Below are 13,342 nucleotides of genomic sequence, written 5' to 3'. Positions count from 1 at the left end.
CTTAAAAAATTCTTAAATAAGAATATCATAGTCCATGAGGAGCGGGGCATGATCAGAAAAACGCTCATCTTTATAAATAGCTGCAGACCTAACCTTATCTTTTAAACCAGGTGTGATTATTTGATAATCAATCCGCCAACCGACATTTTTATCCCACGCTTGGCCGCGATTTGACCACCAGGTATATTGCTCAGGTAAATCATTGACTAGCCTAAACGCATCGACAAATCCGATTTCACCAAATAAAGTGTCGAGCCAAGCCCGTTCTTCAGGTAAAAAACCCGAATGCTTTTGATTACCACGCCAATTTTTTAAATCAATTTTTTGATGTGCAATATTCCAATCACCACAAATAATATATTCCGCTTTGGCAGTGAGCAACGAACCTAAATGGCTCGCATATTGTTCTAAAAATTTAAACTTAACCGCTTGCCTTTCAAAACCTGATGTGCCAGAAGGCATATAAAGCGAAGCAACCCATAATTTTCCTAAATTAATTGCAACATATCGTCCTTCTGTATCGGCATGATCAAATCCCAAACCATATACTACTTCTAAAGGCTTATGGCGCGTATAAATCCCTACCCCGCTGTAACCCTTTTTCGTTGCATAATGAAAATAAGATTCATACCCTTCTAATTGAAATTCAGCCAACATGTCAGCTTCGACCGCTTTTAATTCTTGCACACAAATTACATCGGCTTGGGTCGACGCTAACCATTTAAAGCAGCCCTTGCGGGCTGCGGCTCGAATACCATTTAAATTTAAAGTCACCACTCGAAACATTATCGACTCAACATGTTTTGTAACAGTTGCTGTGCTTGGGGAGAAACTCTGGTTTTAATTTTTTCGTAAGCGGATTCTTTTAATTTATCGACTCCGTCACTCACTAGTAATTTTTGTAAAGAATCTAAATCTACTTGGACTGTGGGTTGAGATATTCTTCCGGTCACAGCAACTGGAATAGTCCATTGCGATTTAAGAACATTCGTGCTGGCAATTTGTAAGTGAAATTGCAAAGTATCTAACAATAGGCTGATGTTACCTTGCGCTTGAGCCGTAAAAGTTTTAGCAGCTAATGTTAAATCTTTGGTAGTAATGAGACCATTTTGAATTAAACCTGTGCCAGTTAACCGATCAAAAACAGTTTCATTAGCAGTGGTCGGCTCATTGCCTACAGCTTGACGATTTAACAAAGCGTCGGCAGTTTGAATTAAGTAATTAAGATTAACACCTTCAAGTTTTCCCTGTTCAACATTGACATTTGTTTGACCTTGCAAGTTTTGAATAAATTGCAAACGATTCGTACCAATGCTTGTGGCTTTCAGATTAATATTTCCTAATCCTGAAATTTGTATTTTACTATTTTCTCCATTTACATCGATGAGAAGGGGTTTCAATTGCACAGCTCTTGCTTGTAAATTCCAATTCCATTTAGGCATGGTATTAAAATTATTCGCTTCAATAGAACCACTTAATGCGCCGTTATAGAGCGATGCTTTAATAGGTGCGAGTGTTAACCTGCCTTGACTGATTTTAAAGCCAACGCTTGCATTCGATAAACGCAAACGATCAAGTGTCGTTGCGCCGATTTTTAATTCGCCGGAATAAACTTGGCGATTAAAAAGTTGCGCTAAACTTGTTTTAATGACGACATGATTAAATTCAACAAACGGTGTGGCTTTGGGTAAACTTAAAGTAAGGTGAGGCGCACTCATTCCCATAACTGGATAAAAAGTCCAAGCTAAATCACCATCAATTTTTAAAACTAAACCGGTATTTTTTCTTACTTCTGCTTCAATGCGCGGTTTAAGTTTATTGGGATTGATCCATAATTTCGCACCAATGACAAGCAGCACACATAACAACACGATTGCTAAAACGATAATGCCAATAACACGCAAAATTTTCACAGAAAAACTCCTTATTTAGCTTAGTCAGACTGAACGGGTGATTGCTTACTTTCAGCTATGCTGTAAATGCTGCGGCCATTCAATGGCTGCACAGGCCTTGCGTTGCTACCTCCTACTGCATGGCGCAAACGCGCAATTTGTGCGGGCGAAATAGTAATGGGTTCTGCAAATACAAACCACTGTAATCCCTCCGAGCAAGGTGGTGTCGTTAAGGAACCTTGAAAACGATAATGGCGTTTATTGGCAGGCAACAAATCCGCAGGATTAATACTCTTACCTGGAATTAAATGACTTTGTCCTTGATCATGGGGAATGTTATCCACTACGATTTGCATTTCTTCACTCTCCTCTCCCCCTTTAGCAAATACGCCTAATACGGCTACTTTTCCATTGGGTCCTTGATGAACAAAATGAATTTCCGCTGGAAAGGATTGCCCATGCCAAGTATTTTCACTAGGAGTATGAATATGAAATTCAATTAACTGATAAGTTTCATTATTAATGACGATATTTTCAATCAAGTCGGCAGGAAAGTTAACTTCGATACCATGACCGTCTTGAAATAATGTGGATATTTTACCAATTTGAAGCTTGGTCGTGTCATTAATACCAATGTCGAGGGGCGCAGATGTGTAATTAATTTGAAGGTCACTTTTTGCTGCACTATTTTTTTCAATAATGTTGATGGGTGATTGCTGCTTACCTTTTCCACATAAAGCAAACTGAGGATCAAGCTCCGCCCAACGTGAAGGTCCAATATTACCTTTATAGCCCCATTTTATTTTAACTGCTGCATCATTTTCAGCATAAACACCGGCATTGAGAACTACGCTCAGCACAAGGCTTACGCCCATTATTTTGTATAAATGTGAAAGCATCCGATTTCCCTCTTAGCTATGATAAGCGGGTGATGGGAATCGAACCCACGTTAAGAGCTTGGGAAGCTCCCGTTCTACCATTGAACTACACCCGCGATTGGAACGTATTGTAGGAGGAATTTTAGCTATTAGCAAAGTTGACTTTTATGAATTATGAAGGCTTTCTAACAAGCTCAGCATCTTCATTTAAATAAAATTCATGATTATTATGCGTAAATGTCACAACTTTTTTGACATTAAACGCGCCTTCACGCACCCGAATCAATGTTTGACCAATGGTATCTTGAGCAGGAACTGCAATGGGATTTAAAATATCCGCTTGATTCACAGCGATAGTAAGATAGCCATGATGGGATTTGTTAGATTTACTTCGGATAAAAGCATCAACGTCAGCTTTGGTACTGTAGACCGGTCGGTTTACACTATATTCGTAAAAAACCGAGGGTGTCACCATCTTTTGCCAAGTGGAAAATAATTGTCCCTGAGCATTGTATAAATAAATATAAACAAGTGCTTCATGCGTTTCGATTGCTTCATCCCATTTTTTTTCTTGCTTTTCGAGTGCGGCTAAATTTTCTTCCAAATTGGCTTGCAAAGCAATAAGCCTATCCCGGATAAAGCGAAATTTATTACCTACCTGAAACTCTTCTCTTAAGGCTTCATCTTTTGCGATTGTTTGACGGACCAACTCGAGTAGTGCTTCTTTTTTATTTTTATCGTCAGCCATAGGGACCACTTTCTATTTAAGGCAATTATAGTAGTTGCGTGTTAACAGTTATATAACAAAGGTGTCTATTATTTTTGAATAAATTGCTATCAAACTATTCTTTTAACTCATCCTCGTGACCTTGGATGAGTAATAAAAGTTTATCGCAATCTTTAGCCATTTTGGCGAGACTCTCAGAAGTCGTCAAAAGATATTGTACTGAATTATTTGGCGTTCCAGATGGATCCCCCGGCGCTGCATTTTGCAAACCGATACCTAAAGCCGCACTTTGTTTTGCAATTTCCTGAAGTGCCGTTTTAACCGATGCTAAGATGAGAGCCATATCACTCATAACAACGACTATTCCTGCTCGATGGGGATAATTCTCACTTCTTAGCATAGCATAGGTATCCGTAGTACAAATCAATCTAATCGGTTAGTGCGGCAGTTGGCTCAAATGAATTTCCTGTATCATCATCTATTTCAATAGAATGACCGTCGTTATCCCCCGTCACGGGCGTTACGCCAAGTTTTCCTTTGGTGATAAATCCTAATTGTTCATTTTCTTTAATTTGATAATTTCTTCTTTGCATGAAAGCATTTCGAACAAAAACATATTTATCAATAGCTGCTTCGTCAAAAACGGACTGAAATTTTAGTAATTGAGCACGTCGATCAATAACGCCTAAACCGTAGACACCATAGCGCGTGCCCGTCGGTTTGATGTAGGGGTAAACAGAGAATAAATAGTAATCCACAGGAATTTCTACGCCTTCACGGAAGGTACTTGGACCAAAGAGGGGCCAAACCATGTAGCTTGATTTTCGCCATCCCCAACGCGCCAGTGTGATGCCAAAATCAGTGGCATAAGGATCTAGACCCACGCGAGAGCCAACATCGATCAATCCGCCCAGACCGAGTGTTGTATTGATTCCCAATCGCCAAGTGTCATTCAACATTTGGTACCAATGAAGTTGAAGAAAATCATTAGCAATGGTAGTCACAGTGCCTAAATTAAAAAAAACATTCGTTATGCCTTGATTGAGTGGTTTTGGCATAATTTTATTGTATAAAGTCGCAATGGGTTTTATAAAAAAGCGGTCAATCCCATCATTGAAACCAAAGGTTGCGCGATTTACTTTTTCTAACGGATCAGAAACTTGATCATCGATGGGTTGATCTGAATATTCAGCAAAGCTTACGCTTGATAGACATAAACTCAGCATAAAAACGCTGACCCATGCGCATCCTCTTGCTTGCAGCTTATAATGGCTCATATTGATCTCATCTTGACCCTTGAAGTAAAGTTTACGTTATAACGGAAAGACAATTGCTGCAAGGGGGTCGCAATGTTTAAAGCGGCAATATGCTTAGACGTTAAAGAGAATGTGATTTACAATGCCACCCACCGCCATGTTTAAAACAAAGAGACACGAATGAGCGCTCAATCACGTCCTTTGGTCCTCATCATTCTTGATGGTTGGGGGGATCGCGAAAACACGCCTGATAATGCCATTACTGCGGCTCGAAAACCAAATTGGGGAAATTTTTTAAGCAAAGCGCCGCACACTACACTAGCGGGCGCCGGTTTAGCGGTCGGATTACCTCAAAATCAAATGGGAAATTCCGAAGTTGGCCATCTTAATATGGGCGCTGGACGCATTGTGCACCAGGACCTCACTCGCATTGACTTAGAAATTGAAACGGGTGATTTTTTTCAGAATAAAGTACTTGTTGATGCATTAAAACTTGCTAAAAACAATCAAAAAGCGGTGCATGTCCTGGGTCTTTTTTCACCAGGCGGTGTTCATAGTCATGAAATGCACTGGTTTGCACTACACCAATTAGCCGTATCGTTAGATCTTTCTAACCTTTACTTGCATCCTTTTTTAGACGGCCGCGACACACCGCCACAAAGTGCACTCGTCTCTTTACAACGGTTAGATGCGCTTTTAGAAGAAACCGGATGCGGTCACATCGCTTCTCTCATTGGACGTTATTATGCTATGGATAGGGACCATCGATGGGAACGCATTGAAGCAGCTTACAAATTACTCATTGACGGTCAAGCAGCCTATCATGCGGACACCGCAGCAGTAGGTTTAGAACAAGCTTATGCGCGAGGAGAAAATGATGAATTTGTTCAAGCAACGATCGTTTCAAAAAACGGTATTGCCTCTCCTATAAAAGAAGGCGACGTCGTTATCTTTATGAACTTCCGTGCTGACCGAGCGCGCGAATTAACAGAAGCCCTAACTGACCCTCAATTTAAGCACTTTAAAAGAAACAAAATAATCAATTTTGGAGAATATGTTTGCTTATCAACCTATGATCAACGCTTTGATTTACCCGTAGCGTATCCGCCTATCCCACTTAATAATCTTTTAGCTGAATGCATTAGTGATGCAGGGCTTAGGCAGTTACGCATTGCAGAAACCGAAAAGTATGCGCATGTTACTTTCTTCTTTAACGGTGGCATTGAAAAACCTTTCCCTCTCGAAGAAAGAGTATTGGTCCCTTCGCCCAAAGTCGCTACTTACGATTTGCAACCTGAAATGAGCGCCCCCTTACTTACTAAGAAATTAATCGAAGCGATTGAGTCACACCATTTTGATGTGATTATTTGCAATTTTGCCAATCCTGATATGGTTGGACACACTGGTAATTTCCCAGCGACTGTCAAAGCCATCGAAGTCATCGATACATGTCTTGGTGACATCGCCCGTGCAGTAGAAAAAATGGGTGGTGAAATGATTATTACGGCTGATCATGGCAATGCGGAGCAAATGTTTGATCTTAAAACGAATCAACCACATACGGCCCACACGACAGATCCGGTCCCTTTTATCTTTCTCGGTCGTCCCGCTAAAATTGTGAAGAAAGATGGCAAATTATCTGATATTGCACCAACAATGTTGTATTTATTAGACCAGCCCATTCCTGTCGAAATGACAGGAAAGCCTTTGATTGAGCTGGTATAAAGCCAAGGTGGAGGTGATATACTTAAAGTAATTCTAAACGGTGGGCACTTCTCATGAACAGCATGCAGTCGTTTATCGCTTCGATTTGTGTTTCCCTGTTAGTTATTTCTCCTACTTTTGCCCAAACAACTTTAACACTGAAACAACTTCCAGCAGCCATTGCATCTCAATTTGCTAAAGCCGCCGAAACCCCAATCAAACCGCAAGTTAAAAATGAAAAAAACCAACCGGTCAGCGATGATGATATCAATCGATTTACGAATACGATCGTTTTAATCAAAGATTTTTATGTTCAATCCATTGGTGATCGCGCGTTGCTTGACGATGCTATTCGCGGCATGGTGAGTGGGCTTGATCCTCACTCGGAATATTTAGACGATGAAGCTTACAAATCATTATTAATGACAACCAGTGGTGAATTTGGCGGTGTAGGCATTGAAGTCACCCCAGAATATGGCATTTTAAAAATTGTTTCGCCCATTGATGATACGCCCGCTGCACGAGCCGGTGTTAAAGCCGGAGATTACATCGTTGCCATCGATGGCAAATTGGTTAGTGAAATGAATTTGCAAGAAGCAGTAGAGAAAATGCGTGGTAAAGCTGGTACGTTAGTAACCCTCTCTGCCTTGCGCAAGGGTGAAAAGCTTCCCCTAACTTTTAAGCTAGTGCGTCAAGTGATTCAAATCGCAAGTGTCAAAAGTAAAATGTTGGATGGAAATTATGGTTACATTCGTATAACACAATTCCAAGAACCGACTTCCCGATTAATGCATGATGCCATTCTCAACTTAAAAACACTTAACCATGGTCGCTTGCAAGGTCTAATCCTTGATTTACGTAATAATCCAGGTGGATTACTTGAAACAGCCGTACAAGTCACTAATAATTTTTTAGAAAGCAAAGACTTAAAAGGTAAATTTAAAGATAATATTGTTTACACCGAAGGACGTTTACCAGAAGCCCAATATAGTGCGAAAGCAACCGGTGAAGATATTTTAGAAGGTGCACCGATGGTCGTTTTGATTAACGGTGGCTCCGCATCCGCGTCTGAAATTGTCGCAGGCGCTTTACAAGACTATCGTCGTGCCATCATTGTAGGTACAACAAGCTTTGGTAAAGGCTCAGTACAAACAGTCATTCCCCTTGATAAAGCCCATGCTTTGAAATTAACTACCGCACTTTATCACACGCCCTCAGGACGCGTGATTCAAAATATCGGCATCATACCGGATGTACAGATTGAAGATTTGAAAGTCGTTAAAACAAATAATGATGAAGATTTGTCGATGATTGAACCGATCAAAGAATATCAATTAAAAAATCATCTTCAAGGCGCAGAAGTTGTAACAACTAAAACAACCCTAACCTCACAAAACGATATGATTTTAGCGCGGGAAGACTTTCAACTTTTTGAGGCGCTCAACATTTTACGGACGATGTATACGCTGAACCAACGTCCCGCCCCTATCACTGCCAAAAACTAACAGTCACGGGGCGAGGCTAATTCATCCTTGCCCATTGTGATTTACACCACCATGATGGCTTCAATTTCAATAAGCACAGCTTTCGGTAAAGCTGTAACTTGAATGGTCGAGCGCGCAGGATAAGGTTCTTTAAAAAATTCACCCATCACTTCATTCACAGTATTGAAGTGAGAAAGATCAACAAGAAAAATGGTGAGCTTCGCAATTGAAGATAAATCTCCCCCTGCCGCTTCGCATACTGCTTTTAAATTTTTAAAAACTTGCAATGCCTGGTTTTGCACATGACCTTCTACTACTTTCATGGTCATGGGATCCAAAGGAATTTGACCGGAAAGGTAAACAGTATTTCCACATTGTACAGCTTGCGAATAAGGGCCAATTGCACGTGGCGCGCCCTCAGTAAAGATAATTTTTTTGGTATTCATTTTGATACTCTAAGATGGATAGCCTTGATTGAAGAAAAACAAATCAAGGCTTGGCAATAATTTAAACCTTGATTTGTAGAGTGCTTAATCAAGGTTATCACTTGTAGAGAGATAGGGTTAGGTCTACCTTTCAAACTTTCATTATCTACGATCAATATCCACAGAGTTAGTCGTAGCACCGCAGCAGCTACATGATCCATTACATTTGCAAGCTGGACCACATTCACATCCACCCTTTCTGCAACGTGATGACGTCATACAATAAAATAGATCATAAAATAATGCTAGGACAACACCGAAAATAAAACCTTTAACTAAGCCGATAAGCGTAAACACAAATACATCAGGCCAAGTAAATGGGGTTGTTATTTGCGTAGCAAATAAAGGGGGAACACCGTGATAAAGCATCCAGACAGCACCACAAAAAAATGAAAGTGCCAACGTTATCCCTAAAGCAAGTCCCAATGAGAGTGGACATAAACAGCCACTTTTTCCGCTTCTCATACATCCTCCTTAAATCATTCAATGGTAACGCTCATAGTATAAATCAATTCGTTACTTTTAAAGTTAAATGTTTCAGTGGCCAATACTTTGGACACCCTCCATAATAAAGAGAGAAAACAAATGCTTATAAAATTAGATTGAGGACACATGAGGTGGGGAGCACTTTCGAGGCTTTACGTAATGTAATAAATCAATACCTTAGCCATGAGCAAGTCACAGAAATTGAGAAAGCTTATCATTTTGCAAAAGAAGCCCATGGCACCCAAACGCGATATACCGGGGAACCTTATATCACGCACCCGATTGCTGTTGCCCAAATTCTAGCCCAAATGCGCATGGATCCCCAAACTATTGTAGCCGCCATTTTGCATGACGTTGTAGAAGATACCCCGGTCAATGAAGATGAAATTGAACAACGGTTTGGAAAAGAAGTCGCCGATCTTGTCGATGGCGTAACAAAGCTTACCCAAATTCACTTTGAAAATTATGCGCAAGCGCAAGCGGAAAATTTTCGGAAAATGGTTATGGCGATGGCAAGTGACATCCGTGTCATTCTTGTAAAATTATGTGATCGTCTGCACAACATGCGCACCTTACAAGGTTTACCGCCTGAAAAACGACGACGTAAGGCGCTTGAGACTTTAGAAATTTTTGCCCCCATTGCTAACCGTCTCGGGATGCATGCTTTCCGTGTAGAATTGGAAGATTTATGTTTCGCCTCCCTCTATCCATTACGTTTTAAAATTTTACAAGACGCGGTTGCTAAAGCACGGGGTAATCGTCAAGAAATCATGGAAATGATCAACAATCAAATTAACGATAGTTTGAAAAAAAATAATATCCCCTCCGTGACGATGTCTGGTCGGGGTAAACACTTATATAGTATTTACAAAAAAATGAGTGAAAAACATCTTTCGTTTTCAGAAATTATGGATGTGTATGGTTTTCGTATTATCGTTGACAAAGTTGATACATGTTATCGCGTGTTAGGCGTTCTTCATAATCTCTACAAGCCCATTGCGCATCGTTTCAAAGATTACATTGCCATACCGAAAGCAAATGGCTATCAATCATTGCATACCACTTTGTTTGGTCCTTACGGCGTACCGATTGAAATCCAAATCCGTACGGAAGAAATGCATAAAACCGCAGTGAATGGTATTGCTGCGCATTGGCTTTATAAAACAGAAAAGAAAGTTTTTAACGATGCTCAATCACGCGCACGCGAATGGTTAAAAGGTATTTTAGAAATGGATAAAAGCTCTAAAAATTCTTTAGAGTTTATTGAAAATGTCAAAATTGATTTATTTCCTGATGAAGTTTATGTTTTCACCCCCCGAGGACAAATTATTGAGCTGCCAGCAGGAGCAACACCCGTTGATTTTGCCTATACCATTCATTCAGACATTGGTAATACTTGTGTTGCAGTTCGATTAGATAAACGACTTTTACCGCTTTCAACGCCTCTTATTAGTGGTCAACAAGTTGAAATTATTACAGCTCCGGGTGCGAGGCCCAACCCTGCCTGGTTAAACTTTATTGTGACCGGCAAAGCACGCAGTAAGATCAAGCATTTCCTCAAAAAACAGCAGCGTGAAGAATCCATGGCCCTTGGCAAACGTTTAGTTGATAAAGCATTGCATCCCTATGGTTTGCCACTCAGTCGCGTAACTGAAGGGGTGCTTGGTTCCATTGTTAAAAATTCACGTTTAGATTCGATAAGTCATTTATATGAAGAAGTAGGCATCGGCAATCGACCTGCTTTATTAGTGGCAAAACAAATTGCAAAATCCTTAGGCGACATTACCAAAAAAGATATTATTGAACCCGAAACGCACCCACTCGTTATTCGCGGCACAGAAGGATTATCAGTCGCTTATGCCAAATGTTGTCATCCTATCCCCGGTGATCAAATTGCAGGATTAGTAAAGATTGGGCAAGGCATTGAAGTGCACATGGTGCAATGCACTAACCTTGTCAAATTTCATCATCATAATGATAAATACGTCGCACTTTTATGGGAAGAAAACATTGAAGGTGATTTTTCAGTGGATTTAAAAGTGGATTTAGTCAATCGGCGTGGAAGTCTTGCTGCCTTAACCCTCGCCATTTCAGAGGCGGAATCTAATATAGAACATATTCGTGCGCAAGAAACTGACTGTAACCACTTTCATGTGGATGCAACCATCGCAGTTCGTAACCGTCGACATCTTGCCCGCGTTCTGCGCAAAATTCGCAAACGTAAAGATGTTTCACGCGTATGGCGAAGTAAGCCAAATAACTAGCCCATTTAATGTTGGTAAACAAATTTTCCTTTCACCATCGTAGCGGCCACTCCGAACTGATCATCAAACACAACTAAATCTGCATCATAGCCTTTGTCAATTATCCCGATTCGATGATCCCACTTTAAGACGCTGGCTGGATTAAGCGTACACATTTGAATAGCATCTTCAAAACCACATTGCGTAAACTTAACCATATTGATGATGGCTTCAGGCAACGTAAGCACGCTACCCGCTAAAGTGTTATCCGCTAAAGTGACGCGCTGATTCGTGAGCGTTACCGTTTGACCGCCTAACTCATAATTGCCGTCGGGCATGCATTTTGCCCGCATACTATCAGTTACGAGGATTAACGAGTTTTTTTGTTTTAATTGGTAAACTAAATCAACTATAGCAGGATGCAAATGATGTCCATCAACAATTATTTCAGCATAAATATTTTTTGCCAGTAATAAAGCAGGTACAGGGCCTGGCTCCCGCTGATGCAAAGCACGCATCGCATTGAAAAGATGCGTCGCCTGTGTCGCGCCTGCCTGAATAGCAGCTTCAGTTTCTTCATAAGTTGCAAAAGTATGTCCAATCGATGCAATGACATTATTATTTTTTAACATTTTAATAAAAGGTATAGCGCCCGGTAATTCTGGTGCGAGTGTGACAATTTTAATTTGATTGGCAGCAGCTAATTGCAACTGTTCAAATAAATCAATATCTGGAAATACAGTAACATCACGTTGCGCACCCCGTTTGGCGTTCGCAATAAAGGGTCCCTCAAGGTGAATACCGATGCATTGTGCACCGGGTAATTTTTTTAGTCCGGCTGCAAACTTCAAAACGTTTGTAATTTTGTCAGGCTCAGCTGTCATGGTTGTTGCAAGAAAACTTGTTACACCTTCTTTTGCTAAAGCTAAGCTAATTCCGTGCCAAGCTTCTTCATTCGCATCCATCACATCGTGTCCATTTGCGCCATGGAGATGAATATCAATAAGGCCAGGCGTGAGAAAGTAATGGCTTGGAAATTCAATGTGCTGCGCCGGAAAATGATGCTTAAGCATCGCGGCAGGAATGATTGCGGCAATTCTACCTGCCTCGATGACGATAGCTTGATTTTTAATCCATTGGCCTGTAGATAAAATTTGTGGTCCTGACAAAATAATACGGGGTGATTCGCTTTCTAAATTAAGTGTTAATTTGGTATCCAGTTGATAGCTCCTTTTGCAGAACGTGCTCGCGGATAAATAAGATAGCGCCTTGATCGGGAGATTGCGCGGGATCAATTAAATTTTGTCGTAATGGATCAGGCAAAAATGGTTTAATTTTTTGAGCCAAGCCACCCAATAAAGAACAAGGTAGTACGTGCTGGGTATTAACGCGTTTTGCTTCCAAAGCTTGCGCAATTAAATAAAGTTGTTCACCAGCGTTCTCTAAAAGACCTTGGGCTGCAAGACACCCTTGCTCTTGTGCAGCCAAGATAAGTGGTGCAAGAGTTGCAAATCCAGTTGAATTTGCCGCATTGGCCCAGTTAATTAAATTAGCATAATCCTGTTCGAAAAAATTCAAAATCGATTGGCTAAGCAAAGAAGGCGCAACTCTTCCATCATAAGTTCTAACCGTATGCTTAACTGCTTCTAATCCTAACCATGCCCCACTTCCTTCATCATCGTGCGGAAAACCCCAACCTCCAACTTTCGTTTCGATGTGATCTTCAATTTGAAAACCAACCGAACCCGTCCCCACAATAATAATGGCGCCATCATGCCCAAGATGTGCGCCCAAACACGCAATGTGGGCGTCAGAGGTCAACGCGAGTGTGGCAAAGGGATGTTTAACGGCAAGAAAATCCATACGCGCTGCGTGAATTTCAAACCCTGCCAAGCCTAATCCGCAATGAAAAGCATGTTCATGATTAGGCCAGGGCATTTCCAGCGTGCGAAACGCACTTAGTAAAGTTTCATGAATAGTTCGCCAAGCCTCCAAGATAGAAATTCGAATGCTCGCAGATCCCCCTTGGGATCGCGCGATTAAATTCCCCGCGTCATCTTCGACCCTCACAATAGTCTTGGAGGCGCCCCCATCTATACCTATAAAAAATTGTTTCATTATCTAACTCAGCTTGCTTAGTTTTGAAACAACATTATCTGCTCAACCTGAATCGCTTGCAAAAAAAAA

13 protein-coding genes and 1 tRNA gene are annotated in these 13,342 nt (G+C 40.8%); 3 read left to right on the top strand and 11 right to left on the bottom strand.

From position 1 onward, the window contains the following. Positions 1 to 12 precede the first annotated feature (12 nt). The 7 genes from xth to H0W64_08020 form a co-directional block, all read right to left on the bottom strand. Positions 13 to 786: an exodeoxyribonuclease III gene (xth, locus tag H0W64_08050; GenBank protein ID MBA3661663.1), complete on the bottom strand. Its 774-nt coding sequence runs from the start codon at positions 784 to 786 to the stop codon at positions 13 to 15. Continuing rightward, positions 786 to 1,913 (bottom strand): AsmA family protein, encoded by a 1,128-nt coding sequence (locus H0W64_08045; protein ID MBA3661662.1) that lies wholly within the window; start codon positions 1,911 to 1,913, stop codon positions 786 to 788. The genes xth and H0W64_08045 overlap by 1 nt, the downstream gene beginning before the upstream one ends. A 20-nt stretch (positions 1,914 to 1,933) precedes the next feature. Further along, positions 1,934 to 2,791, bottom strand: a complete 858-nt coding sequence (locus tag H0W64_08040; GenBank protein MBA3661661.1) for a carbonic anhydrase family protein — start codon at positions 2,789 to 2,791, stop codon at positions 1,934 to 1,936. Between the two features lie 24 nt (positions 2,792 to 2,815). Beyond that, a tRNA-Gly gene (locus H0W64_08035) sits at positions 2,816 to 2,886 on the bottom strand. A gap of 56 nt (positions 2,887 to 2,942) precedes the next feature. Further along, positions 2,943 to 3,518: a type IVB secretion system protein IcmQ gene (icmQ, locus tag H0W64_08030; GenBank protein MBA3661660.1), complete on the bottom strand. Its 576-nt coding sequence runs from the start codon at positions 3,516 to 3,518 to the stop codon at positions 2,943 to 2,945. Between the two features lie 94 nt (positions 3,519 to 3,612). After that, positions 3,613 to 3,897 (bottom strand): hypothetical protein, encoded by a 285-nt coding sequence (locus H0W64_08025; protein ID MBA3661659.1) that lies wholly within the window; start codon positions 3,895 to 3,897, stop codon positions 3,613 to 3,615. Positions 3,898 to 3,925: 28 nt separating this feature from the next. Then, positions 3,926 to 4,774 (bottom strand): VacJ family lipoprotein, encoded by an 849-nt coding sequence (locus tag H0W64_08020; protein ID MBA3661658.1) that lies wholly within the window; start codon positions 4,772 to 4,774, stop codon positions 3,926 to 3,928. 159 nt (positions 4,775 to 4,933) lie between these two features. Here H0W64_08020 and H0W64_08015 point away from each other — a divergent pair, with 159 nt between their 5' ends. Both H0W64_08015 and H0W64_08010 read left to right on the top strand, forming a co-directional pair. Continuing rightward, positions 4,934 to 6,478, top strand: a complete 1,545-nt coding sequence (locus H0W64_08015) for a 2,3-bisphosphoglycerate-independent phosphoglycerate mutase (GenBank protein ID MBA3661657.1) — start codon at positions 4,934 to 4,936, stop codon at positions 6,476 to 6,478. Between the two features lie 53 nt (positions 6,479 to 6,531). Further along, entirely contained in the window at positions 6,532 to 7,962 is a 1,431-nt protein-coding gene (locus tag H0W64_08010) for a S41 family peptidase (protein ID MBA3661656.1), read from the top strand. A 41-nt stretch (positions 7,963 to 8,003) separates the two neighbouring features. On the opposite strand, the gene H0W64_08005 is transcribed toward H0W64_08010, so the two are convergent. Next, a complete protein-coding gene (locus H0W64_08005; protein MBA3661655.1) occupies positions 8,004 to 8,387 on the bottom strand; it encodes a RidA family protein in 384 nt (127 codons plus the stop codon). A 141-nt stretch (positions 8,388 to 8,528) separates the two neighbouring features. Then, on the bottom strand, positions 8,529 to 8,891 hold the full coding sequence (locus H0W64_08000) for a hypothetical protein (protein MBA3661654.1): 363 nt from the start codon (positions 8,889 to 8,891) through the stop codon (positions 8,529 to 8,531). A 152-nt stretch (positions 8,892 to 9,043) separates the two neighbouring features. Between H0W64_08000 and H0W64_07995 the strand changes: the two genes are divergently transcribed. Next, complete coding sequence (locus tag H0W64_07995) at positions 9,044 to 11,176, top strand: RelA/SpoT family protein (GenBank protein MBA3661653.1); 2,133 nt, start codon at positions 9,044 to 9,046, stop codon at positions 11,174 to 11,176. Between the two features lie 5 nt (positions 11,177 to 11,181). Here H0W64_07995 and nagA read toward each other — a convergent pair whose 3' ends face one another. Together nagA and H0W64_07985 are read right to left on the bottom strand one after the other, a co-directional pair. Next, a complete protein-coding gene (gene nagA, locus H0W64_07990; GenBank protein ID MBA3661652.1) occupies positions 11,182 to 12,324 on the bottom strand; it encodes an N-acetylglucosamine-6-phosphate deacetylase in 1,143 nt (380 codons plus the stop codon). 28 nt (positions 12,325 to 12,352) lie between these two features. After that, positions 12,353 to 13,273, bottom strand: a complete 921-nt coding sequence (locus H0W64_07985) for a hypothetical protein (GenBank protein ID MBA3661651.1) — start codon at positions 13,271 to 13,273, stop codon at positions 12,353 to 12,355. Positions 13,274 to 13,342 lie beyond the last annotated feature (69 nt).

This window comes from Gammaproteobacteria bacterium (assembly GCA_013816845.1).
Lineage (GTDB): Bacteria > Pseudomonadota > Gammaproteobacteria > DSM-16500 > DSM-16500 > Aquicella.
The sequence above is the reverse complement of the archived record's forward strand: the minus strand, read 5'-3'. Positions and strand labels throughout refer to the sequence as shown.